Origin of the sequence: Paracoccus caeni, assembly GCF_016629665.1 — a bacterium.
In the GTDB taxonomy this organism is placed as follows: Bacteria; Pseudomonadota; Alphaproteobacteria; order Rhodobacterales; family Rhodobacteraceae; genus Paracoccus; species Paracoccus caeni.
In genome coordinates this window covers 565,422-588,130 of record NZ_JAEPRQ010000001.1, presented here as the reverse complement: position 1 = coordinate 588,130, position 22,709 = coordinate 565,422, and the positions used below count along the sequence as shown (strand labels likewise).

General features: G+C 62.2%; 22 protein-coding genes. 10 read left to right on the top strand and 12 right to left on the bottom strand.

Features of this window, described 5'->3' with window-relative positions; genetic code table 11:
• Nucleotides 1-16 precede the first annotated feature (16 nt).
• Both JJJ17_RS02780 and JJJ17_RS02775 read right to left on the bottom strand, forming a co-directional pair.
• Nucleotides 17-505, bottom strand: coding sequence for a GNAT family N-acetyltransferase (locus JJJ17_RS02780; RefSeq protein WP_200683608.1), 489 nt, complete (start codon nt 503-505; stop codon nt 17-19).
• Complete coding sequence (locus JJJ17_RS02775) at nt 502-1,791, bottom strand: PQQ-dependent sugar dehydrogenase (protein WP_200683606.1); 1,290 nt, start codon at nt 1,789-1,791, stop codon at nt 502-504. The genes JJJ17_RS02780 and JJJ17_RS02775 overlap by 4 nt, the downstream gene beginning before the upstream one ends.
• A 298-nt stretch (nt 1,792-2,089) precedes the next feature.
• On the opposite strand from JJJ17_RS02775, the gene JJJ17_RS02770 reads away from it, so the two are divergent.
• Nucleotides 2,090-4,855, top strand: coding sequence for an AMP-binding protein (locus JJJ17_RS02770; protein WP_200683604.1), 2,766 nt, complete (start codon nt 2,090-2,092; stop codon nt 4,853-4,855).
• Here JJJ17_RS02770 and JJJ17_RS02765 read toward each other — a convergent pair.
• Nucleotides 4,828-5,598: an SDR family NAD(P)-dependent oxidoreductase gene (locus JJJ17_RS02765; RefSeq protein WP_200683602.1), complete on the bottom strand. Its 771-nt coding sequence runs from the start codon at nt 5,596-5,598 to the stop codon at nt 4,828-4,830. The genes JJJ17_RS02770 and JJJ17_RS02765 overlap by 28 nt on opposite strands.
• A gap of 536 nt (nt 5,599-6,134) precedes the next feature.
• On the opposite strand from JJJ17_RS02765, the gene JJJ17_RS02760 reads away from it, so the two are divergent.
• The 3 genes from JJJ17_RS02760 (at nt 6,135) to JJJ17_RS02750 (ending at nt 10,236) form a co-directional block, all read left to right on the top strand.
• A complete protein-coding gene (locus tag JJJ17_RS02760) occupies nt 6,135-8,528 on the top strand; it encodes a sensor histidine kinase (RefSeq protein ID WP_234463846.1) in 2,394 nt (797 codons plus the stop codon).
• 69 nt (nt 8,529-8,597) lie between these two features.
• Nucleotides 8,598-9,230 (top strand): response regulator transcription factor, encoded by a 633-nt coding sequence (locus JJJ17_RS02755; RefSeq protein ID WP_200683600.1) that lies wholly within the window; start codon nt 8,598-8,600, stop codon nt 9,228-9,230.
• 73 nt (nt 9,231-9,303) lie between these two features.
• Nucleotides 9,304-10,236: a sugar-binding transcriptional regulator gene (locus JJJ17_RS02750; protein ID WP_200683598.1), complete on the top strand. Its 933-nt coding sequence runs from the start codon at nt 9,304-9,306 to the stop codon at nt 10,234-10,236.
• Nucleotides 10,237-10,276: 40 nt separating this feature from the next.
• Here JJJ17_RS02750 and JJJ17_RS02745 read toward each other — a convergent pair whose 3' ends face one another.
• The 5 genes from JJJ17_RS02745 to JJJ17_RS02725 form a co-directional block, all read right to left on the bottom strand.
• Nucleotides 10,277-10,672 (bottom strand): hypothetical protein, encoded by a 396-nt coding sequence (locus JJJ17_RS02745; protein WP_200683597.1) that lies wholly within the window; start codon nt 10,670-10,672, stop codon nt 10,277-10,279.
• 68 nt (nt 10,673-10,740) lie between these two features.
• The gene (gene argF / locus JJJ17_RS02740) at nt 10,741-11,667 is read right to left on the bottom strand and encodes an ornithine carbamoyltransferase (RefSeq protein ID WP_200683595.1); all 927 of its coding nucleotides are present in this window, start codon (nt 11,665-11,667) and stop codon (nt 10,741-10,743) included.
• 121 nt (nt 11,668-11,788) lie between these two features.
• The gene (locus JJJ17_RS02735) at nt 11,789-12,265 is read right to left on the bottom strand and encodes a GNAT family N-acetyltransferase (RefSeq protein WP_200683593.1); all 477 of its coding nucleotides are present in this window, start codon (nt 12,263-12,265) and stop codon (nt 11,789-11,791) included.
• The gene (locus tag JJJ17_RS02730) at nt 12,258-13,430 is read right to left on the bottom strand and encodes an aspartate aminotransferase family protein (protein ID WP_200683591.1); all 1,173 of its coding nucleotides are present in this window, start codon (nt 13,428-13,430) and stop codon (nt 12,258-12,260) included. Before JJJ17_RS02730 ends, JJJ17_RS02735 begins: the two co-directional genes overlap by 8 nt.
• A 142-nt stretch (nt 13,431-13,572) precedes the next feature.
• A complete protein-coding gene (locus JJJ17_RS02725) occupies nt 13,573-14,391 on the bottom strand; it encodes an ABC transporter permease (RefSeq protein WP_234463845.1) in 819 nt (272 codons plus the stop codon).
• 118 nt (nt 14,392-14,509) lie between these two features.
• Here JJJ17_RS02725 and JJJ17_RS02720 point away from each other — a divergent pair, with 118 nt between their 5' ends.
• Both JJJ17_RS02720 and JJJ17_RS02715 read left to right on the top strand, forming a co-directional pair.
• Entirely contained in the window at nt 14,510-15,118 is a 609-nt protein-coding gene (locus JJJ17_RS02720; protein WP_200683589.1) for a GcrA family cell cycle regulator, read from the top strand.
• 4 nt (nt 15,119-15,122) lie between these two features.
• Entirely contained in the window at nt 15,123-15,569 is a 447-nt protein-coding gene (locus tag JJJ17_RS02715) for an NUDIX domain-containing protein (protein ID WP_200683587.1), read from the top strand.
• A gap of 5 nt (nt 15,570-15,574) precedes the next feature.
• Here the strand turns inward: JJJ17_RS02715 and nudC are convergent, their stop codons facing one another.
• The 4 genes from nudC to JJJ17_RS02695 form a co-directional block, all read right to left on the bottom strand.
• Nucleotides 15,575-16,540, bottom strand: a complete 966-nt coding sequence (nudC, locus tag JJJ17_RS02710; RefSeq protein WP_200683586.1) for an NAD(+) diphosphatase — start codon at nt 16,538-16,540, stop codon at nt 15,575-15,577.
• Nucleotides 16,541-16,614: 74 nt separating this feature from the next.
• Nucleotides 16,615-16,824 (bottom strand): hypothetical protein, encoded by a 210-nt coding sequence (locus tag JJJ17_RS02705; protein ID WP_200683585.1) that lies wholly within the window; start codon nt 16,822-16,824, stop codon nt 16,615-16,617.
• 70 nt (nt 16,825-16,894) lie between these two features.
• A complete protein-coding gene (locus JJJ17_RS02700; RefSeq protein ID WP_325168773.1) occupies nt 16,895-17,929 on the bottom strand; it encodes a M48 family metallopeptidase in 1,035 nt (344 codons plus the stop codon).
• Nucleotides 17,916-18,962, bottom strand: coding sequence for a YjgN family protein (locus tag JJJ17_RS02695; protein ID WP_200683583.1), 1,047 nt, complete (start codon nt 18,960-18,962; stop codon nt 17,916-17,918). Before JJJ17_RS02695 ends, JJJ17_RS02700 begins: the two co-directional genes overlap by 14 nt.
• A 211-nt stretch (nt 18,963-19,173) precedes the next feature.
• On the opposite strand from JJJ17_RS02695, the gene JJJ17_RS02690 reads away from it, so the two are divergent.
• The 4 genes from JJJ17_RS02690 to JJJ17_RS02675 all read left to right on the top strand — a co-directional run bounded on the left by JJJ17_RS02690 (nt 19,174) and on the right by JJJ17_RS02675 (nt 22,539).
• Complete coding sequence (locus JJJ17_RS02690; protein WP_200683582.1) at nt 19,174-19,554, top strand: MerR family transcriptional regulator; 381 nt, start codon at nt 19,174-19,176, stop codon at nt 19,552-19,554.
• A complete protein-coding gene (locus tag JJJ17_RS02685; protein WP_200683581.1) occupies nt 19,529-19,903 on the top strand; it encodes a carboxymuconolactone decarboxylase family protein in 375 nt (124 codons plus the stop codon). Before JJJ17_RS02690 ends, JJJ17_RS02685 begins: the two co-directional genes overlap by 26 nt.
• Before the next feature lie 145 nt (nt 19,904-20,048).
• Nucleotides 20,049-21,767: a methionine--tRNA ligase gene (metG, locus tag JJJ17_RS02680; RefSeq protein ID WP_200683579.1), complete on the top strand. Its 1,719-nt coding sequence runs from the start codon at nt 20,049-20,051 to the stop codon at nt 21,765-21,767.
• A 4-nt stretch (nt 21,768-21,771) separates the two neighbouring features.
• On the top strand, nt 21,772-22,539 hold the full coding sequence (locus JJJ17_RS02675; RefSeq protein ID WP_200683577.1) for a TSUP family transporter: 768 nt from the start codon (nt 21,772-21,774) through the stop codon (nt 22,537-22,539).
• Nucleotides 22,540-22,709: the final 170 nt, after the last annotated feature.

The following is a 22,709-nucleotide window of genomic DNA, read 5'->3' as shown; positions in this document are numbered from 1 at the left end:
CAGGACGACCAAGGCATCACAATTCAAGCGTCATGAACACGCTGTTCGGATCGGCACGGTAGTCGCCGAAGGGCGGGCACTCCATGAAACCGGCTCGGGCGTAAAGTCCGCGCGCAGCCACGAAGGTCGGCTGCACGCCGGTTTCCAACGACACTCGGTCCAGCCCCTTCGCCCGCGCGCGACCGATCAGCAGCTCCAGCATGCGTCGTGACAGCCCCTGCCCGCGATGCTCGGCAAGGACATGCATCGACTTCAATTCGCCATGCCCCGGAGACAGCGTCTTCAGCGCGCCCATCGCGACCGGCTGCCCGCCAAGCCGAAGCACGCAGAAGTCGATGACGGGAGAAATCAGACTCTCTCGCGGCAACATGTGGATCGACTCGGGCGGCGTATCGGCGTGCATGTCGGCGGTGTGGCGCTGAAACAGCAATGTCAGATCATCCGCCATCGGGCTTTCGACCGCCATGGTCAGGCGGGACTGCGCATCGCCGGGCAGATCGCTCATGCTGCGGTTACCCGCCAGATGATGTCGCCGACATCGTCGGCCATCAGCAGTGATTTGCCATCGGCGCCGACGGTTACACCCACCGGGCGACCATAAGAAAACTTCTCGTCCGGGCTGAGGAAGCCCGACAGGATGTCACGCGGCGCGCCGTCTGGTCGTCCATCACGGAACGGCACGAAGATCAGGCGATAGCCGCTGAGGATCGAGCGATTCCATGAGCCGTGCTGACCGATCACCATGCCTTCGCCGAAACCGGACAGCGTGCCCTCGGGCATCCAGCAGAGGCCAAGCGAGGCCGTATGCCCGCCAAGCGCATAGTCCGGCGTGATCGCCCGCGCGACCAAAGCCGGGTCCTGCGACACCCGTTCGTCCACATTCTGCCCCCACCAGCAATAGGGCCAGCCATAAAAACCACCGTCCTGAACCGAGGTCAGATAATCGGGCGGCGTCTCATCACCCAGACCGTCGCGCTCATTCACCACCGTCCACAGCTTGCCCGTCACCGGCTCCCACGCGGTCCCCACGGCATTCCGCAGGCCCGAGGCGAAGATACGCGACTGGCCGCTGGCGATGTCCATTTCCCAGATCGCCGCGCGACCTTCCTCGGCCTCCATCCCCTGATCGCCGATATTCGACAGCGAGCCGACGCCCGCATAGATTTTCGTCCCGTCAGGCGAGGCGATCAGGCTGCGCGTCCAGTGACCATGCGGTTTGAAAGAGACCAGCTTCCGGCCCTCTCCGGTCAGACTGGTCGCGCCTTCCTCATACGGAAACGCCACGATGCCGTCGGTATTGCCGATGTAGAAAGTATTGCCGACAAGCGCCATTCCGAAGGGCTGGTGCTGCCCCTCGATGAACACATGCCGCGTCTCGGCCACGCCGTCGCCGTCCTCGTCCCGCCACAGGGTAATGCGGTTGGCACTGCGGACCAGCGCCCCGGCACGGCGCATCGTCGCCTGCGCCGCGCGGTCCATGAAGGATTTCGGCGGGCCGGGCTCTTCACAGGCTTCGGCCACCAGCACGTCGCCATTCGGCAGCACTTCGATCCAGCGGGGGTGATCCAGACCCGATGCGAAGGCGTTCACCTTCAGCCCCGGCGCGGTGGTCGGCAGATGGCCGGGCGCCCAGCCTTTCGCGCTTGGCATCTTCAGCGTCATGATGCCCTGCGCTTTCGGGTCGGGAATGGCCGGCTCTGGTCCGATCGCCTGAACCTTGGGCGAATGCGCCCGGCGCAGGCCCACCATGATTCCCCCCACGATCTCGGTCGCCTTGCCCATCAGGTCCATTTTGCCCTCCATCTGCCTCGTATCGCCGCAAACATAGGACAAATCAGCGGGTGGCCGAAAGGTCCGTTTCAATAACAGCGACACGACGGACGAAAATCGGAAACCGGATCAGGTTTGCGATAAAACTCAAGGCGATGGATTGCGACGGAAGTTCCGGTCTCAGATCGAGCCGCCGCCGGGCATCGCGCAACCGCACCGTTTGCTGGCCCGGCGTTAACACATACGTGCTTGACCTTTGGTCATATTGCGGCGACCACCGCGATCTCTGTTTCGCAGCTTCTCATATTCCGGCGGACCGATGACCCCTCCCTTCCGTTCGATTGCCGACGAACTTGCCGAGGCCCTGCCCCGACATGCCGACAGAATTGCCCTGCGCGATCGCGGGCTTTGCCTGACCTATGCCCAGCTTGCGGCGTTCACAGAGGCAGCCAGACCTGTGCTCGCCGGGCAAAAGGCAGTCGCCGTCTATGGCGTGCCCGGTGCCCTCTTCGGCGCTGCGGTCACCGCCTGCGTGATCGACGGTCGCCCCTTCGTTCATCTGGACCCGGCGATGCCGAAAGCCGTTCTGGGTAATATCCTGTCAGAGCTGAGCATCGATCTGATCCTGACCTCGCAGGAGCCGAAGGAAGACCAGCTTCCGCCGCATGTCCGCGTCGTCGATGCGGCATCGCTGCTGGGCGAAGCGGCGGGCGCGGCGACCCGCGCGGCGCAGGTCTTGCCGAGCGATGCGATCTATCTGGTCGCCACCTCGGGCACGACCGGACGCCCGAAATGCATCCCCGTCACCCACGATTCCGCCCTGCTGTCCTATCACTGGCGCGAGGAATACGCCCCCTATCATCCCGGCATGAAAGTCGGCGTCTATATCTTCGCGATCTGGGAAATGTTCCGTCCGCTGCGCCATGGGGCAGAGGTCTGCTTTCCCGGCCTTGATGAATTGCTGTCGCCGCAGGCTTTCGTGGCATTCCTGTCCGATCACGGCATTCAGGAAATGCTGTTCACCCCGTCGTTCCTTGAGAAAATCCTCGACCCCGTGGACGCTGGTTCCTTGGCAGGGCTCCCGCTGGAAAGGATCATCCTGAACGGTGAGGTCGTCAGCAATCGACTGATCTCCGAGATCAGGACCAAATTGCCTCAGGCGAAGCTGTGGAACCTCTACAGCATCTGCGAAACCCACGACATCTGCATGTCAGAACTGACCGGACCGTCAACGACGGCAGGTGTCACCGTGGGCCGTGCGATGCCCTATCTGCGGGCGGTCGTATTGGACGATGACGACAAGCCCTGTCCGCCCGGCGTGACCGGCCTTCTGCATTTCGAGGGTCCGCGGATGCTGGGTCCGGGCTATATCGACCGGCCCGAAGAAACCGCGCGCCGTTTCCGCGAATTGCAGATCGAGGGGCGCAAGGCGCGGCTCTACGATACCGGCGATCAGGGCTATGTGGCCGAGGATGGTCAGATCACGGTGCTGGGCCGGGTGGCGCATATGCTGAAACTGCGCGGGCACAGCATCCAGACGCGAGAACTGTCCGATACGATGGCCGGGCTGTTGCGGTTCACTCAGGCGATCCCATGGGTCCGAGAGATCGCGGGACAGGGTCAGGCGCTGGTCTTCTACTACACCGCCGATGCCGCGCAGCAGGCCCATAACGCGCAGAACTGGCAGATCGAGCCTTCGGACAACCGGATGCCAGAGGCGCTTTCTGCGGCGCTGCGCAAGGTGCTGCCTGCCTATTGCGTGCCCTCCTATCTGTTGCGCCTCGACGCGATCCCGATCCATCAGGTTTCGGGCAAATGCGACTACAAGGCGCTGCCAGACATCGTCGCCGCCGAAGCACCACAGGATAGCGCCGCGCTGCCGACCGTTGCCCATGCGGCGCGAATCCTGCGTTGTGGAACCGCACAGATCGACGCGGCGCGATCCTTCCACGATCAGGGCGGCGATTCCCTGATGTGCGTCGATCTGATCCTGTCGCTTGAGACGCATTACCAGCGCCGCGTGGATTTCGACTGGGCGCTGAACCTGCCGCTGATCCGGTTGCACCAGTTGCTGACTGATGCCCCGGCGACCGCCACGACGACGGGCTTTGACCGCAAGGGCATCTTGCTGACCGGCGCGACGGGTTTTCTTGGCGGGCATGTGCTGGCCGCAGCGTTGGAAAGGCTGCCCTTGGATGAGGTGGTCTATTGCCTGATCCGCCCCCGTAATCGGGACGCGCAAAGCCGTCTCGATACCCTCGCCCCCGGCCTTGATCACGCGCGCATCGTGGCCGTTACCGGCTCGATCGACGATCCGCGCTTTGGTCTGGACGGGGCGACCTATGACAGCCTCTGTCGGCAAGTGCGTCAGGTCATCCATTGCGCCGCCACCGTCAATCTGGCGGTGGACCGCGCGCGGATGGAGGAATGGTCACGCACCGGCATCCAGACAGTCCTGCAATTCTGCCGCGATGCCGGGGCTGATCTGCGCTTCTCGTCCTCCTCCGCCGTTTTCCCCGAAACCGGCGGTCCTCACCCTGAAGGCCCAACGACGCTCTACGAAGGTTGCTCGGGCTACGGCGCGGCCAAGATCGCTGCCGAGGCCGAAATCGCCGCATCCGGCATTCCAGCGGCCATCGTGCGGCTGCCATCGCTTTACGATCTGGATGCTCCGAACGTCCGCGACATTTGCGAGATCATCCTTGCCGCCTGCCGCGAAATAGGCAGCGTTCCGGCAGGTCTGACCTTTCCCATGACCGACGTGAGGGCGGCGGCGGCGTTTCTGGTCGGGCTGCCCGCGTTGGACGATCTGGGGTGGCACAACCTGATCGCGGATGCGCCGCTCCGCCCCAAGATGCCAACCTTGCCGCCCGAAACATGGCTTGCCCGCGCGCCACTGTCCGATGCGGTCCGGCGTCTGATCGCTTCAGATCCGCTGATCCTGCAAGCCGATGCCCGGTTTGAAAACGCACAGGCAAAGGCTGCGTGGCGACACGCAGTCGGCGGCGACTTCGTGGAGATCTCGGACGCAGAGGCTCTGCTGTCACGGCGGCTGACCTACCAGAGCGAGCCGGCGTTGATCTGATAATCCGCCATGGTCACGCCGCGTGCGGCCTCGCTGGTCAGATAGGCAACAAGTTCGGCGACCTCGTCTGGCTGGACCAGCTTGCCCTGCGGGTTCGACGCCTCGTAACGGGCGCGGACCTCGGCCATGGGCTCGCCCGCGGCGACTTCCGCATCGATGAATTTCTTCAGCATCTCGGTTTCGACCCATGTCGGGCTGACGCTGTTGCAGGTCACGCCCGCCGCCGCCCCTTCCAGCGCGACACAGCGGCCAAGGCCCAGCAGTCCCGCCTTGGACGCGCAATAGGCCGCGTTCTGCGCCATACCCTGATGCGCCGCGACCGAGGCGATGTTGACGATCCGCCCCCATTTCTGCGCGACCATGCCGGGCATCACCTCGCGGATCATCTTGAACGTGCCGGTCAGATTGGTGTCGATGGTGTCGTCCCAGACCTGATCCGAATGGCCGATCACGGCGGCCTCTTCGTAAAGCCCGGCAGCGTTGACCAGAATATCCACCCGCCCGTGACGCGCCAGAACCTGCCCGACGAAATCGCGGCAGCTTTCGGAAAGGCGCACGTCCAGTTGGTCAAATGTGATCCGGTCGCCAAACTCATCGGTCAGATCGCAGGTCAGATCCGGTTGCGCACCGCGTCTGGCCCCGACCACAACCGTCGCTCCGTCCCGCGCCAACCGCGCGGCGACAGCGCGACCGATCCCTGAAAGACCGCCGGTGACGATAGCGACTCTGGTCGATTGCTGCATGGTTCTACCTGTCCTGACCTTGTCTGGTTGCGTCTCTCGCGCGCGGTAAGTCGCACAAACGACCCGCAACCGTCCAGAGCGAGTTGCCGCAACGGCAAGCACATTTCAGGCATAGGCGAATGAAAAGAACCCGCTTGCACGGGGAGCGGCAAGCGGGTCCGGGAGTCGTATCTTGGAGAGATAGTAAGGAAGACTTCTTGAAAACGTCGGCTTCGAGTTTGGGGACTCGAAGCCGACAGAAACACTGGTCCGGAAAAAATGGACCCAACCAACTACAGCAGAAGGATAAGCCTCCTGTTTCACCCCGGCCAACATGGCGTCGGGAAGGGCGCTTGGACGCGCCGAAGCCTCTGTCACACGAAGGTTAAGGAAGGTAAATTCGCATCATTGCCTAGGCAGATTTGCCTAGTTTCAGCGCCTCTGCGAAGCTGGTATTTTCTTAAATTCGTTCCATTTTTCTGACAGCCTGATAAGAGCATGCGAAACCAGCATGTTGGGCGCCCGGCCATGGTGGCCGCCAGTGAGACAAGCACGTCATGACCAAGACCCGCACCGCGCCGCAGGTGGACACCGAGCCTCGCCGTTCCGCCTCGAGACCGGGGCGGATGATCAATTCGCTCAGCGCGCTGATGGCTTTGGGCTTCGCCGGGCTGCAGTTTCTGGCAATTCTGGTGGTCGTGTTCTCGTCCTATGTGACCTCCGAACGGGCGCTGATCCAACATGCGCGCGATCTTTTGCGCGATGTCGGCGTCAATACGATCGAACATTCCAAGGGCTTCCTGAACCCGGCACAAGGCGCGGCAGAACTGGCCGCGCGGCTGGCGCAGAACGAGGTCATCACTGGCGACGATACCCGACAGCTTGAAAGCCTGTTGTTCCAGCAATTGCAGATCGCACCGCAATTCGCGGGCCTTTATTTCGGCCGCTCGGATGGCGGCTTCGTCTATGTGATGCGCAGTCCGAACGGGCCGGGCGCGTTCCGCACCAAGGTCATCACCTACGAGGATGGCGTGCGGAACACGCAACTGATCTGGCGGAACAAGGATTTCACGGCGGTGGCGCAGCAGATGGACCCGCTGGATCGCTTCGACCCGCGCGACCGTCCTTGGTATCGCGAAGCCAGCGCCGAACTGACCACGATCTGGACCGACCCCTATATCTTCTTCTCGTCACAGCAGCCGGGGATCACGCTTGCCGCTCCGGTGACCAACCCTGACGGCAGTGTTCGCGGGGTTGTCGGCGTCGATATCGAAATCAGCATGATTTCGGAATTCCTGTCGCGGCTGAATATCGGCATGCATGGCAAGGCGCTGATCATCAACCACAATGGCGACGTGATCGCCCATCCCGATCAAAGCTTGCTGAAGACCATTCAGGACGACGGCACGTTGCGTTTTTCGGACATTCGCGAGCTTGGCGATCCGATTGCGCGCGCGGCCTTTGGCCCGCTGGCATTGGCAGGCGGCATTCCCGTCGCGGTCGAGACGCCGACGCAGTTCGTCTATGAGAAAGAGCCCTATGTAGCCGCAATCATGCCGGTGATCGACAAGCGCCTGCCCTGGACGATTGCGGTCTATGCGCCCGAGGAAGATTTTACCGGCGTTCTGAAACGAAACCGGGCGCTGAATATCTGGCTTGCCGCGCTGATCGCGATCATCACGGGTGTCATCGGCCTTGTTCTTGCAGAGATCATGAGCCGCCCTGTCCGTGCCTTCGCTGTGCGCGCAGCACTGATTTCCCAAGGTGAGCTTGATCCCGGTGCAAAGGTTCCGAAAACCTATCGTGAGCTTGAGCGCGCGAACACAACCCTGATGGAAGAAATCGCCGCGCGCCGCACCGCCGAAAGGCAATATGGCGAGACCTTTGACATGGCATCGCGCGGCATGGCGCAGATTGCCGCTTCGGGGGGCGAATTTATTCGCGTCAATTCGCGGCTTAGCCAGATTCTCGGCTATTCCGAGCAAGAGCTGCTGCAGCTTCGCCTGGCCGATCTGATCCATCCGGATGAGCGGATGTTCCTGTTACTGGCCGAAAATCCGGTCACGGCCGATTTTGACGTGAATTCGGAACTGCGCTGCCTGCGCAAAGATGGTGCGGTGATCTGGGTGCGGATCAACACCATTCTGATCCGCGACGGGCAAGGGACGCCCCTGCATGCCGTGCTGACGCTGGACGACATCACGCAGGTCAAGCAGTCAGCCGCGCAGATCGAGCAGCTGGAGAAGGATCTGTCCCATCTGAACCGCGGCAATACGATGGGTGAGATGGCGACCGGGCTGGCGCATGAGTTGAACCAGCCGCTTGCCGCCATCGCCCAGAATGCCGACACCGCGCGGCTTGTGCTGAATCAGCAGCCGTCGCCCGAGCCGGAATTGCAAGTAATCCTTGGCGAAATCGAATCGCAGGCGCTGCGCGCGGGCGACATCATCCGGGCGCTGCGCAGCTTCATCGACAAGGACAAGGGCACGCGCACCGGGTTCGATTTCCAGACCCTGCTGCAACAGGCGCTGCATCTGGTTCGCGCCGAAGCGACCGATGCCGATGTGACGATTCTAACCGAAGGCGTCGATCAGCTTCCCCCCGTTCTGGGAAATCGGGTCCAGATCGCGCAGGTGATCGTCAACCTGCTGCGCAACGCCATCGAGGCCATCGACCTTGGGGACGCGCCGGAAAATCCGCGTCGGATCACCGTGCGCGGGGCATTGGTCAATGACAATGTTCGCATCAGTGTCGAGGATACCGGCCCCGGCGTCCCGCCCGGTCTGGATCTTTTCACCAAATTCGAAACGACCAAATCGAACGGAATGGGGTTGGGTCTGTCCATCTGCCGCTCGATCATCGAGGCGAATGGCGGAAAAATCTGGCACGAAGACCGTCAGGGTGGTGGTTCTGTCTTCGCTTTCAATCTGCCCGTGCATCAGCTTGCTTGACTGATGCGGGGTGACTATGACTTTCTAAGTATTGCTAATATTGCTTGCTGAAGGTCATCATCCGACGCCATGAGCCAGGCCCAAACCACGACCTCGGAAACGCCTCTGACCGTCTATGTGGTGGATGACGATGAAGATATCCGTAAATCCCTTTCCCGCGGATTGCAAAAACGCGGCTATGTGGTCGAATGCTTCGCCTCGGCGCATGAGTTTCTGGATACGTATCGCCCCAGCCGTCAGGGCTGTCTGATCCTCGATTTCGGCATGCCGGGGATGAACGGGCTGGAGCTTCAGAAATACCTGAACGCGATGAAGGTGACGCTGCCGGTGATTTTCATCACCGGGCATGGCGGCGTGCCGGAATCGGTGCAGGCGATCAAGGCGGGTGCGATCGATTTTCTGGAGAAACCCTTCCGTCAATCGGCGCTGGTCGAACGGATCGAAGCCGCCTTTCAACTGGTGGCCGAACGAGAATCGAATCTGGAAGAAGCGCGCAAGCACCGCGCCCGTTTCGATGTGCTGACCGCGCGCGAGAAAGAGATCGTGCAACGCATGGTCGAACAGCCCTCGGAAACCTCCAGCAAAGAGATCGCGGCCCATCTGGGAATCAGCCCGCGCACCGTCGATCACCATCGCGCACGCATTCTGGAAAAACTTTCCGTGCGGTCGGTTGCTGAATTGATCGCATTGGCGAAGGGCTGAATACTGGACGCTGATGCCTCTGACGGTTAGCTTCTGCGCAAATCCTTTGCGTCAGGGGCTGAAACGGGAAGCTATGTCAAATCAGGGCCGCAAGCTAGAGCAGGCCGCGCGGGCGGCGTGGCTATCCTATGTCGCCGGCAAGACCCAGGATGAGATCGCAAGTGTCATGGGCGTGTCCCGACAAACCGCGCAGCGGTTGGTTGCGCAGGCGATGACCGAGGGTCTGGTCAGAATTCGCATCGACCACCCTTTCGCGCAATGCATGGAACTGGCACAGAATTTACGCGCCCGTTGGAACCTGAGCCTGTGTGAAATCGCGCCCGCCGATGCCCCCGAGGCCGGGGTGTCACTGCTGTTGGCGGACGAGATGGAGCGCTGGCTGCGGCGCGCCGATCCGATCACGTTGGCTATCGGGACCGGGCGCACCTTGCGCGGCGGGATTGGCGAGTTGCCGCATCTGGATTGCCCGCAGCACCGAATCGTGTCGCTGACCGGGAACATCTCTCCCGACGGCTCTACCGCTTATTACAACGTGCTGTTCTCGATGTCGGAACTGGTTACCGCGCGCAGCTTTCCGTTGCCATTGCCGGTCATCACCCCATCGAAGGAAGAACGGCAGGCGATCACCACTCAGCCGACCATTCGCCGGGTGATCGAAATGTCGGGCGCGGCAGAGGTTGCCTTCGTCGGTATCGGCACCGTCGATCGAGAGGCACCGCTACGGCAGGACGGTTTCCTGACCACGGACGAACTGGCCGGGCTGGTGGACGCGGGCGCGGTCGGTGAAATCACCGGCTGGGCGTTCGATGCGAATGGCAAGTTGATCGAGGGGCTAAGCAATGATCGCGTCGCCTCAGCACCGATTCCGCCCCGCGAGACCACCATGGTCATCGGTGTAGCCTATGGTCCGGGCAAGATCGCCGCGATCCGCGCCGCGCTGACCGGCGGGTTGATAAACGGCCTGATCACTGACATCGCGACCGGCGCGGCCCTGTTGCGGGATTGAAGACGGCGCGGTTAGAGCGCCCGTCGCCCGGTGACGCGCCCTATTCAGTTTCGTTCAGCAGGCAGAACGTTTCCCCGGCATGGCGCGTGGCGACATAGTAACAATTGTCCCAATGTTCTCGCAGGCATGCCTGCTCGGGTTCCGCGACCTCTTCCATGGTGCAGGGCAACGCGCCGCAACTGCCGGTGTAGAAATCGAGCGACGGGTCGTGGGCAACGACGAATGTGGTTCTGTCGTCCGGCAGTTCCAATTGCGAAAAGGCCGCGCGCAAGGACTGTCGCTGCGCCGGATCAAGAAATGCCGGAACTTGACCGACACCCACGCCGCCGATCTCAAGACGATACCTGAAATACTCATTTGCCCGATCACGGTCGCATCGCCCAAGGCCATCTTCGGTGCCGTGGTTTTCTGCTGAACCGGGCGAGGTGGCAGCCACTATCGCAATCAGCGCGACGACGAGTGACAGGCTTGTGGGCCTGCCCCCTGTCACCGCCGCGCCATCAGTCACACACCCAGACACCAGCGCATTACTGCCTTCTGGGCGTGAAGGCGGTTTTCGGCCTCGTCCCAGATCACCGAATGCGGGCCGTCCATGACGGCGCTGGTCACCTCGTCCTCGCGATGGGCGGGCAGGCAATGCATGAACAGCGAATCCGACTTGGCCTGCGCCATCAGCGCCTCGTTCACCTGATAGCCGCGCAACTGGTTGTGGCGGCGTTCCTTGGCAGATTGCGGATCGTGCATGCTGACCCATGTGTCGGCGATGACCAGATCGGCGCCCTCAACCGCTGCCATCGGATCGCGGACGATCTCGGCCCGGACGCCCTGAGCGCGGGCAAATTCAAGCGCCTCGGATTCGGGATCCAGCGGCGGCGGGCCGGTGAAGGTGAAATCATATCCGAACTGCCCGGCGCCGTGGATCACGCTGGCGCAGACATTGTTACCATCGCCGACCCAGACCACCTTCTTGCCCGCGATCGGGCCGCGATGTTCCTCGAAGGTCATGACATCGGCCATGATCTGGCAGGGATGGGTGCGATTGGTCAGCCCGTTGATGACCGGGACGGTCGCATATTCGGCCATCTCTTGCAGGGTGGCCTCTTCAAAGGTGCGGATCATGATCAGATCGACATAGCGCGACAGAACGCGGGCGGTATCGGCGATGGTTTCGCCGTGACCGAGCTGCATCTCGGAACCCGACAGCACCATCGTCTGCCCGCCCATCTGACGCACGCCGACATCGAAGCTGACCCGGGTGCGGGTCGAGGGTTTTTCAAAGATCAGCGCCACCATGCGCCCGGCCAGCGGCAATTCGTCATCGGGGCTGCCCTTTGGGCGGCCATTCCGCGCCGATTTCATTGCCAGCGCCTGATCTATGATCGACCTCAGATCTGCCTTGTCGGTCGTGTGCAGGTCGAGAAAATGCTTCATCTGTGTAGCTCTCAAGGATTTGGGCCAGCAAGCCCGCTTGGAAGGTCGGGGTCAAGGGGGCTTCGCCCCCGGTCGCGCCGATGCGCGCCCTCCCCCAGGATATTTGCATGAAGAAGAAGCGTTATCGTCGGCGCGTCATGATGCGGGCCGGATGGCCTTCGCTGTCGGTGCGGATCTCATCGCCGGTGAAGCCGGCCTTTTCATAGGCGCGGATGGCGCGGGTGTTTTCGGGATCGGGGTCGATGGCGAGGATGGGCGTGTCGAGCAGCAGCAGATCGCCAAGGGCGCGCAGCCATTGGCCGCCATGTCCCCAGCCTTGCGGGCCGCCGAACACATCGATGGCGATGGTGTCGGCGGGCAGATGGGCGAATTGCGGTGCGGGCCAGTGATGCGCGGGGTAATATTGCGCATAGCCCAGCGGCACGCCGTCCCGCAACGCAAGCACCTGTTCCATGGCCGGGCTGTCCAGATCCTCGGTCACCAGCGAAATCTGCCGGTCAGGCCCGCCCCACCATGCCGCGACCTCGGGCTGGCGCAGCCACTCTGCCAGCATCGGCAGGTCGTCGCGGGTGACGGGCCTGAAGGCATAGTCAGGCATCGAGGCTTTCCGCCGCCTTGTCCAGCCGCGTGACCGCCTCGGCGATGTCTTCGTCGCTGATGTTCAGCGGCGGCAGCAGACGCAGGGTATTATCGGCAGCGGCCACGGTCAGGAGATGCTGGTCATATCCCGCCGCGACCATCTCGGTCGGGGCGATTTTCATCTTCAGGCCCAGCATCAGGCCCTGACCGCGCACGCCTTCGAAAATATCCGGGTGGGCAGAGACAAGTCCTTCCAGCTTCTGCCGGAACAGCGATGCCTTGCGGTTCACCTCGGACAGGAATTCGTCGGTGGCGACGATCTCCATCACCTTTGCGCCGACGGCGCAGGCCAAGGGATTGCCGCCATAGGTCGAGCCGTGGGTGCCCGCGACCATGCCCGAGGCGGCCTCTTCCGTGGCCAGCACCGCGCCCAGCGGGAAGCCCCCGCCGATGCCCTTGGCGACCATCATCACATCGGGGGTGATCCCCGCATATTCATGCGCGAAAAGCCGTCCGGTCCGGCCCATGCCGCATTGTACCTCGTCCAGGATCAACAGCGCACCGTGCTGGTCACACAGCGCCCGGATGCGGCGCAGATCATCGTCCGAGAGCGGGCGGATGCCGCCTTCGCCCTGAACCGGCTCGACCATGACGGCGGCGGTGTTCTTGCCCATTGCCGCTGCCAGCGCGTCGAGATCGCCCCAAGGCAGCGTCTTGAAGCCCGGCATCAGCGGGCCAAAGCCTTTGGTCATCTTCTCGGACCCTGCCGCCGCGATGGCGCCGGTCGAGCGGCCGTGAAAGGCGCCCTCGAAGGTCAGGATTTCGATGCGTTCGGGCTGGGCCTGTTCATACCAGTATTTGCGGACCATCTTGATCGCCAGTTCCGCCGCCTCGGTGCCGGAATTGGTGAAGAAGACGGTGTCGGCAAAGGTATTTTCGACCAGCAGATCGGCCAGCTTTTCCTGCTGCGGGATCTGGTAGATGTTCGAGACATGCCAGATCTTCCCCGCCTGCTCGGTCAGGGTGGCGACCAGTTCGGGATTGGCATGGCCCAGCACGTTCACGGCGATTCCCGCGCCAAGGTCCAGATATCGGGTGCCGTCGGCGGTAATGGCCCAGGAACCCTCGCCCCGCTCGAACGCGAAGGAGGTGCGGTTATAGGTCGGCAGAACATGCGAAATCATGGCGGATTCCCCGAATGGCATGACAGATTTTAAAGGCAAGAAAGGATCGGTCGCTGACGAAACGTCAACGTCGGGAGCGTGCGGTAAAGGCGGTCCATGCGATCATGTGACCGGGCATAGCGCGGAAAATCGCCCCGCGCAATCACGGTTTCATCCGGTAGCCGGATTTCAGCCAGCGCCATGCGACATAGAGGACTAGCAGCACCACGCCGGTACAGATAACCAGCCCACGAAGGGGCGGCGCGTCGCTGACCCCGGTGACGCCATAGCGCGCGCCGTCGATCAGGTAGAAGATCGGGTTCCAGTGGGACAGCGTGTCGAAGGGCGCAGGCAGCGCCTGAACCGAATAGAAGGTGCCCGACAGAAAGCTGAGCGGGGTGATGATGAAATTGCTGATCGCCGCCATCTGGTCAAATTTCTGCGCCAGAATGCCGGCAAGGATGCCCAAGCCCCCCAACAGCAGCGCCGCCAGCAGCACGAAGGTCACCGCCCAGGCCGGATGCGCGATCCCCGCCCCCGTCACCAGCACCATACCGCTGCCAATGACCACCGCCACCAGCCCGGCCCGGACCACCGACCCGGCCAGATATCCGGTCAGCAGTTCCGCCGCCGACAAAGGCGGCATCAGCGTATCGACGATATTTCCCTGCACCTTGGCCGAGGTGATCGAGCTTGAGGTATTGGCGAAGGCGTTCTGGATCACCGTCATCATCAGGATGCCCGGCCCAAGGAATTGCAGATAGGGCAGGCCCATCACCTCGCCCCGCCCCTGCCCCAATGCCAGCGCAAAGACCAGCACGAACAGCGCCGCCGTCATCAGAGGTGCAAAGAGCGTCTGTTGCCAGACCGCCATGAAGCGCATCACCTCGCGGCGGGTCAGGGTCCACAGGCCCAGCCAGTTGACGCGACCAAAGCGGCGCACCCCCATTCGGGAAATCTCGGGGCTGATCGGTCTTGTCATGCTGCGGTCCTTGAATTCCTGCGTGGCTGACGCTAAATCTCGGCATCCCGTTTCTGACGGGACTACTCTCAGGTTTCAAGATGGGGCGGCGGGAACGGATCCGCCCGGAAAGGCAGCCATGTCCTGGACGGATGAACGCGTCGAGACGCTGAAGCGCATGTGGGGCGAAGGCCAGTCCGCAAGCGCCATCGCCAAGGAGCTTGGCGGCGTGACGCGAAATGCAGTCATCGGCAAGGTGCATCGCCTTGGCCTGTCGAACCGCACGGAAGAGGCCGAGGCGGCACCCGCCGCTGCCCCCGCGCCTCAGCCTGTTGCCGAGAAAAAGGCCGAAAAGAAACCCGCCGCGCCGAAGCCCGAGCCACAGCCCACCGCTGCGAAGCCCGAAGCTGCTCCGGCCGAAAAGCCCGCGGTGGCCGCGCAACCTGCGACGTTTACGCCGGTTCCACGCCGCCCCATCGTGCCTGCGGGCCAGCCGCTGCCGCCGCAGCCTTCGGCCAATGAGATCAGCCCCGAGGCGCTGGCCTCGGTCCGCGAGGTCGAGAAGAAGGCCCGCAAGCTGACGCTGATGGAATTGACCGAGCGGACCTGCAAATGGCCGATCGGCGATCCGGCGACCGACAAATTCTGGTTCTGCGGCCTGCCCAGCCAGCCCGGTAAACCCTATTGCGAGGCGCATGTCAGCGTTGCCTTCCAGCCGATGAGCTCGCGCCGCGACCGTCGCCGCTGATCCTGTGGCGCATTTCCCGCGCCTTGCCGCGCTTGCGGTAACCCTGCGCGGCGACGAGGTGTTGCTGGTCCGCCGCCGCAATCCCCCCGATGCGGGCCTTTGGGGTTTCCCCGGCGGCCATGTCGAACCGGGTGAAACTGCGCTTGCCGCTGCCGCGCGCGAACTAGCCGAAGAGACCGGGATTATCGCGACACCGCGCCTTTATTTGGACAATGTGGACCTGATCCTGCGCGCGCCGGATGGTGCGTTGCGGTATCATTTTCTGCTGGCCGCCGTGCTGTGTGATGATCCAACCGGCGATCCCGTCGCCGCAGACGACGCGCTGGCCGCTGCATGGTGGCCGATCCAGCAGGTTCTGACCGGCAACCTGCCACTGTCACAGCATGTCGATGAGGTTCTGCGCCGCGCCCTGATCATGCGCTCCGATCCGGTTGCAAACGCGCCTGACTGATCCCGTCAGTCTGCGCCGGGCGCCAGTCCCTCGACCCATGCTTTCAGCATGATTTGCGCTACCGCACCCTTGCGTGCCGGGGCGATTCGGTCGTGGCGTCCCTCCAAAGCCTCCGCAATCTCGGCCTTGTCGATCCAGATCGCATCCTCAAGCTCATGTGGATCAATCACGATATCGCGCGTCTCTGCCCAACCAACGCAACCGATCATTAGCGACCCCGGAAACGGCCAGGGCTGCGAGGTAAGGTAGCGCACCTCTCCGACCCTTACGCCCGTTTCTTCGAAGACCTCGCGGCGAACCGCCTGCTCGATGGTCTCGCCCGGCTCCATGAAGCCCGCCAGAAGCGAATACATCTTCTCGGGCCAGATCGATTGTCGGCCCAGCAGCACCCGATCCCCGTCCAGCACCAGCATGATCACCACGGGATCGGTGCGCGGGAAATGTTGCCGCCCGCAGGCCGGACAATCGCAACGCCAGCCGGCATAGACGACCTGCACCGGATTGCCGCAATTGGCGCAGAAGCGGTGGCTTTGCCGCCATTCGAAAATCCCCTTCGCCGCTGCGGCAATGCCCGCGTCAAGATGAGCGATGTCGCCCATGATTGCGCGCAGATCGATGAATTTGCGGCTTTCGCTCAGGTCCAGCGTCTGCCGGTCTACGAACTCGGCAGGCGCTTCGTCGGGCGGTGCGATGTGCGACACGTCGATGGCGAAATGGGACAGGCCATGGTCATCGATGCCCATGAACAAGGGCGGCTCGGGGCAGTCGCGAACCAAGGGATCGGTTGCCGACAGCCATGCGAGGCGCGGACCGTCATCGGTCAGGTCGAACAGCGCCTTGCCGCGCCAGAACGGCAGCACCCGGTTTGCGGGATCGGCCAAGCGGCGGGCGATATCGGCCTCGTCGCGGCGCAGATGGTCGGCCCGGTCAAGAAAGCTGCCTGCGAAGGTGACATCGGATTCGGGTATCATGCGGGTGAAGCTGTCGCTTTCCGCTGGCAGAGGCAAGGGCCGACCGACCTATCCGAGCGGTCCAAGATAAGGCGTCAGTCCCCGCCTCCGCCCCCGCCGCAATCGCCTGAATCCGAGCTGCTGGAATGGTCAGACGCGGCGACCCCGTCACCCGATACCACATAACCGTCATCACCGCGACGACGCGGCTGCCCACGATGTTTGGAACTGCGGATCGTATAGACCAGCAGAGCAATCAGAGCGAATATGCCCAAGGTTATGACAATCGCGACCGTATCGACCATGTGAACGCTCCTCCAAGACGGATGTGGTTGCGGCCCTGCGACGCGACAGTCTGTACCTAGCCGGAACCGCTTACTGCGACCCCGCCATATCCCTGATCCGCTCAATCCTGTCGCCATGCGCCGGATGGGTCGAGAGCCAGCTTGGACCATCAGCCCCGAAATCCTCTTCCAGCGCCTCGAAGAACCGCGCCAGCGCCACACCATCGTAACCGGCAGCGGTTGCGGTGGCGACGCCAAGGCGGTCTGCCTCGGCCTCGTGGTGGCGCGAATAGGACAGCGACAGCAGCAGGTTCCCCTCTCGCAGCATGTCCTGCAGCAGGGGGCCGGGATCGCCCGCGATCAACGTCACCAGCAGATAGCTGGTCCCTGCGCGGTAAAGCTGCGCCAGAACGTGACGCTCGGACACATGTGCCAGTTCATGTCCCAGAACGCCCGCGATCACGTCGGGATCGTCGAAACGTTCCAGCAACTGATCGGTGACGACGACGGTGCCGCCCGGCATGGCGAAAGCGTTCGGGCCGATGGCAGGCATATCGCGGAACAGCAGCCGGTATTCGCCCCAAGGCGCGGGCGGTGCCTGCTCGCGCAATCTGGCGAAGATCGCCTGAACCTCTTTTTGCCGGGCGGCGCTTGTCCGGCTGTCGTCGGCGAAGGTGCGGTCGATCACCGCCATGTTCCCGGCATCGATCACCTTGACCACGCTTTCCGGCGTCACCCACATGGCGACAGCGACCAGAACGCTCAGCCCCCACCGCCAGATCGCGAATGCCGCGAACAGGCAGAGGCCAACCACCAGCGCAAGCCGCGGATGCCATGCCTCGGCGCGCGAAAGCCTGCGCCCCTTACGCGGTCCCGGCAGGGTCGAGACATCGCTGCCCGGCGCTGCCTCGAACTGCCAGTCGCCCGGCAGTTCGACAAGCAAAGGGCCGCCCGGAATCTGTTCGATCCCAAGCGGCACTCCGTCCGTCAGCAAATTGCCGTCATGATCCTGCAGGCGGGCCATCCCGCCGTCCCGCCAGACCAGCCGCGCCGGAATCCGGCGCGAGCTGAGTGGTGGATAGGCATGACCCTCGGCGTGAAAGGGTTTCACGTCAGATGGCGACACCAAGATCGATGCCTTCGATATCGGTATAGGCATCGCCCAGAGCGGTGACCTTCGCCGCCTCGGTCCCGACGAATTCGTCCAGCGAACCGGTGGCAAGCACCTGCGTGTTCTGTGCCAGATAGCGCGCCAGCCGCACCCGTGCCCAAGGCAGCATCAGGCCAAGCGTCAGCACCGCCACGACCGCGCTGGAGATCGCAATCCAGATCAGTTGCACCGGCGTCACGGTCGAGCGGAAGCGGACCCCACCCTCAAGCGTGGTGTTTTCATAGACCGCATTGCGCAGGAACGCCTGATAGATGAAGGCCGCGGGCAGGATGGCTGCGAAGAACACCACATAGAGAAGGCCAAAACGCACCATGATAGCCGGATCGGGATTAACCCCCGTGGCCGAGGCATAGGCCATTTCCTCGAACAACTGCATACCGCCAATGGCTACGAAGCCCACGACAAGCGCCAGAACCGCCCAACCGACTGCCAGCAGGAACGCCTTGTAGAACGGTCCCACACCGGAATCGAAGGCAAAGCGCGCAGTGCCGTAGCGATGGCCGCCGATCGTATAACGATGCACGGCACGCGCCACGAAAGGATAGGCCAGATAAAGCGTGAAGACGCTGAGCAGCGGGAAAAGCATGAACACGAGGAACGAGCGGCCATAGCTTCCTTCGAAGCCAAACCGCACCCGCGAGAAGCTGGTCATCCGCGCATTGAACGCAATCGAGCGGTTCAGCAGCCACGGAAAGGCGAACAGCAGCACGATAATGGCGACAAGGTTGACGAAGGGGATCATGAAGGGGATCAGCGCCAGCACCATGATCACGCGAGCGGCAAAAATCTGTCCGCCCGTCGCATGGTAATCGAAATGGCGACCGTCAATCACCGTATTCTGTGCGAAATAACGTTTCGTCCTTACCTTCGCCCATGCCGAGTAAACCCCAAGCGTGACAATCGAAAGCAGGATGTTGACGATCCAAATTCCAAAGAAGGTTTTTGCATTTCCGGTGAATTGCACCTGATGCGTTTGTGAAGGCTGCATGAAATCCATCCGTTTTGGTAAGATAATAGCCCGACGCCATAAACATTCGCGTTCAACGGGTAAAGCCTGTTTCACGAATTCAATCACAAAATCATGATAAATAGTTAATTTTACGTTACGGCGCGCCGCCTTTTCAGAAATTCGTTCTGACGCTTGACTTCGAGTACGCTCGAACATGCATCCTTCCCGACTTCCGACACGGACAGACGCCATGAAGATATCCGATCTCGCCCACCGCAGCGGCCTTACCGCGCATACGATCCGCTACTATGAACGGATCGGGCTGATGCCGCGCGCGGATCGCGACGGCTCGGGGCATCGGGATTATGGGCCTGAAACCCTGATCTGGGTCACCTTCATCGGCCATATGAAGGCAGCCGGAATGCCGATTTCCGAAATGCTGCGCTATGCGAGGCTTCGTCAGCAGGGTGCCGGGACAAGCGATCAGCGCGCCGACATTCTGCGAAAGCGGCGGGCGCTGGTGGCGCAACGGATTACCTCGCTTCAGGCCACTCTGGACGTGCTGGACGGCAAGATCGCCGGATATGACATGGAAAGGACCAGCAATGACAACGACCGAAACACGGCTTGAACGCGGCCACCGCAACCTTGCGCAAATTGACGGATCGGGCGGTCAAGCAGTGATCGACGCGCTGGCCGATATCGCCCCCGATTTCGCCACCTATCTGCTGGAATTTCCCTTCGGCGATATTTATGCGCGCCCCGGCCTGTCCCATCGGGACCGCGAAATTGCGACAATCGCGGCGCTGGCGGCCATGGGGAATGCGCAGCCGCAATTGCGGGTCCATATCCGCGCCGGGCTGAATGTCGGGCTGACCCGGACCGAGATTACCGAGATCCTGATGCAAATGGCCGTCTATGCCGGATTTCCCGCCGCGCTGAACGGGCTGTTTCTGGCGAAAGAGGTCTTCGAAGAATAAGCGTTCCGCAGCGCAGCCCGGATTGGCGATCCTGATCTGCGGCTGATGTCGGTTGCGCTTCTTGGCCAAGCCTCAAAGCGGCACCCGGCCACTTTCATTCACGATGCAACGGGGCTACATACACGCGCATTGACAAGGACGCATCATGGCCCGCCACCTCATCACCTCTGCCCTGCCTTACATCAACGGCATCAAGCATCTGGGGAACCTCGTCGGTTCCCAGCTTCCTGCCGATGCCTATGCCCGCTACCTGCGCGCACGCGGCAATGAGGTGATGTTCATCTGCGCCACCGACGAACACGGCACCCCGGCAGAGCTTGCCGCCGCCAAGACCGGTGAGCCTGTCGCGGATTATTGCGCACGGATGCATGGCGAACAATCGGCGCTGGCCGCCGGTTTCGGGCTGAGTTTCGACCATTACGGACGCTCTTCCAGCGACCGCAACCGGGTGCTGACCCAGCATTTCGCAGGCCAGTTGGCTGATAACGGCTATATCCGCGAAGTCTCTGAAAAGCAGGTCTATTCCATCGACGATGGTCGCTTCCTGCCCGACCGTTACATCGAGGGCACCTGCCCGAATTGCGGCTATGACAAGGCGCGCGGCGATCAGTGCGAGAATTGCACCAAGCAGCTTGATCCGACCGATCTGATCAATCCGCGCAGCGCCATTTCCGGCAGCACCAATCTTGAGGTGCGCGAGACGAAGCACCTTTATCTGCGGCAATCGACGCTGAAGGGCGATATCGCCGAATGGATCGACGGCAAGAAGGACTGGCCGATCCTGACCACCTCGATCGCGCGGAAATGGCTGAATGACGGCGACGGTTTGCAGGATCGTGGCATCACCCGCGATCTGCACTGGGGCGTGCCGGTGAAACGCGGCGATCAAGACTGGCCGGGGATGGAGGGCAAGGTCTTCTATGTCTGGTTCGACGCGCCCATCGAATATATTGCAGCGACTGCGGAATGGGCTGATTCCGAAGGAAAATCCGATGCCGACTGGCGCCGCTGGTGGCGTCTGGACGAAGGCGCGGAAGATGTCACCTACACCCAGTTTATGGGCAAGGATAACGTGCCCTTCCACACTCTGTCCTTCCCGGCGACGATCATCGGATCGGGCGAGCCGTGGAAGCTGGTCGATTACATCAAATCCTTCAACTACCTGACCTATGACGGCGGCCAGTTCTCGACCTCGCAGGGGCGCGGCGTCTTCATGGATCAGGCGCTGGAGATCCTGCCTGCCGATTACTGGCGCTGGTGGCTGCTGTCCCACGCCCCGGAATCCGGTGACAGTGAATTCACATGGGAGAATTTCCAGCAATCGGTGAACAAGGATCTGGCCGATGTGCTGGGCAATTTCGTCAGCCGCATCACCAAGTTCTGCCGCTCGAAATTCGGCGAGGAAATCCCGGCTGGCGGCAGCTACGGCGATGAGGAGCAACAGCTTCTCGACGCGCTGACAACCCGTATCCGTGCCTATGAAGGCTTCATGCAGGCGATGGAGGTCCGCAAATCCGCGTCGGAACTGCGCGCCATCTGGGTTCTGGGTAACGAATACCTGCAATCAGCCGCCCCTTGGTCAACCTTCAAGACCGACCCCGAAAAGGCAGCGATGCAGGTGCGCCTTGGGCTGAATCTGATCCGGCTTTATGCGGTGTTGTCGTCGCCGTTCATCCCGTTCACTTCGGACGCGATGCTGCAGGCCATGGGAACAGATAATGCGGACTGGCCCGATGATGTGACAGCGGCGCTGGAGGCATTGCCAGCAGGTCATGCCTTCACCGTGCCAGAGGTTTTGTTCGCCAAGATCACCGACGATCAGCGCGCCGAATGGGAAGAGCGTTTCAAGGGCGTGCGCGGTTAAGGATGTGATCACGCCGGCGATCATCTGCTTCTGGATCGTGGCGGGCTGCGCCGCTTGGGTTCAGACGATGACCGGCTTTGGCCTTGGCCTGATCCTGATGGCGGCGGCGGGGCTGTTCGACCTGATGCCGCTGCCGGTCGCGGCCAGCGTTACCTCGGCGCTGGTGATCCTGAACACTTCGACCATCCTGAGACGCAACTGGCGTCACGTTGACCGGGCATCCTTCGGCTGGACCATGCTGGGCGCGGTTCCGGGGCTTGTGGTGGGGTTCCTGCTGCTGGGCTGGCTGGCGGGCAGCGCGCTGACGGTGCTGAAGCTGCTTCTGGGGCTGGTGATCACCGGCGCCGCGATCCAGACCGCAATGAGCCGCCAATCCCTGAAAACTCGCAGCAGTTCAGCCAGTTTCAGCATCACCGGCTTTGCGGGCGCGATCATGGGCGGATTGTTCGCGACCTCCGGGCCGCCGATCATCTGGCAATATTATCGCCAGCCCTTCGCCCTTGATGCGATCCGCACAAGCCTGATCGCGATTTTCTTCGCCACACAGATCGTGCGGATGAGCCTTGTCGGCGCAAGCGGCCATTTCGACAAGCAGTTCCTGATCACCGCTCTGGGCGCCGCACCGATTGTCCTGACAGCCACCTGGTTCGCGCGCAATTATCCGCCCAACATTTCGCCCGCTGTCATCAGGCGCATCGCGCTGATCCTGCTTGCCTTATCTGGAATCGCCCTTTTGCTGCCCGCCGCTGTCTTGCTGACAACCGGCGCCTGACGCGCATATCCCTGAAGGGACCAGCGCCGCAGACGGGAAACTTCATCGCAAAGAGCGCCTATTTTTGCGCTCTATCCCGCTGATATAAATGACGGCTCTCCCCTCGATTGCGTCGCGCCTGTCTCTTTCTCCGAGATCGCGTTCTGATTTCATCGCAAAGATCGCGGAAT

Bases quoted from the DNA above. Each gene is read 5' to 3' on its own strand.
- JJJ17_RS02775 (WP_200683606.1), bottom strand. From the start codon at position 1,791: ATGGACCTGATGGGCAAGGCGACCGAGATCGTGGGGGGAATCATGGTG.
- JJJ17_RS02735 (WP_200683593.1), bottom strand. From the start codon at position 12,265: ATGCCTGACTATGCCTTCAGGCCCGTCACCCGCGACGACCTGCCGATG.
- metG (WP_200683579.1), top strand. From the start codon at position 20,049: ATGGCCCGCCACCTCATCACCTCTGCCCTGCCTTACATCAACGGCATC.
- JJJ17_RS02730 (WP_200683591.1), bottom strand. From the start codon at position 13,430: ATGATTTCGCATGTTCTGCCGACCTATAACCGCACCTCCTTCGCGTTC.
- JJJ17_RS02760 (WP_234463846.1), top strand. From the start codon at position 6,135: ATGACCAAGACCCGCACCGCGCCGCAGGTGGACACCGAGCCTCGCCGT.
- JJJ17_RS02765 (WP_200683602.1), bottom strand. From the start codon at position 5,598: ATGCAGCAATCGACCAGAGTCGCTATCGTCACCGGCGGTCTTTCAGGG.
- JJJ17_RS02720 (WP_200683589.1), top strand. From the start codon at position 14,510: ATGTCCTGGACGGATGAACGCGTCGAGACGCTGAAGCGCATGTGGGGC.
- JJJ17_RS02750 (WP_200683598.1), top strand. From the start codon at position 9,304: ATGTCAAATCAGGGCCGCAAGCTAGAGCAGGCCGCGCGGGCGGCGTGG.
- JJJ17_RS02780 (WP_200683608.1), bottom strand. From the start codon at position 505: ATGAGCGATCTGCCCGGCGATGCGCAGTCCCGCCTGACCATGGCGGTC.
- JJJ17_RS02770 (WP_200683604.1), top strand. From the start codon at position 2,090: ATGACCCCTCCCTTCCGTTCGATTGCCGACGAACTTGCCGAGGCCCTG.
- JJJ17_RS02690 (WP_200683582.1), top strand. From the start codon at position 19,174: ATGAAGATATCCGATCTCGCCCACCGCAGCGGCCTTACCGCGCATACG.
- JJJ17_RS02695 (WP_200683583.1), bottom strand. From the start codon at position 18,962: ATGCAGCCTTCACAAACGCATCAGGTGCAATTCACCGGAAATGCAAAA.
- JJJ17_RS02755 (WP_200683600.1), top strand. From the start codon at position 8,598: ATGAGCCAGGCCCAAACCACGACCTCGGAAACGCCTCTGACCGTCTAT.
- JJJ17_RS02725 (WP_234463845.1), bottom strand. From the start codon at position 14,391: ATGACAAGACCGATCAGCCCCGAGATTTCCCGAATGGGGGTGCGCCGC.
- JJJ17_RS02705 (WP_200683585.1), bottom strand. From the start codon at position 16,824: ATGGTCGATACGGTCGCGATTGTCATAACCTTGGGCATATTCGCTCTG.
- JJJ17_RS02685 (WP_200683581.1), top strand. From the start codon at position 19,529: ATGACAACGACCGAAACACGGCTTGAACGCGGCCACCGCAACCTTGCG.
- argF (WP_200683595.1), bottom strand. From the start codon at position 11,667: ATGAAGCATTTTCTCGACCTGCACACGACCGACAAGGCAGATCTGAGG.
- nudC (WP_200683586.1), bottom strand. From the start codon at position 16,540: ATGATACCCGAATCCGATGTCACCTTCGCAGGCAGCTTTCTTGACCGG.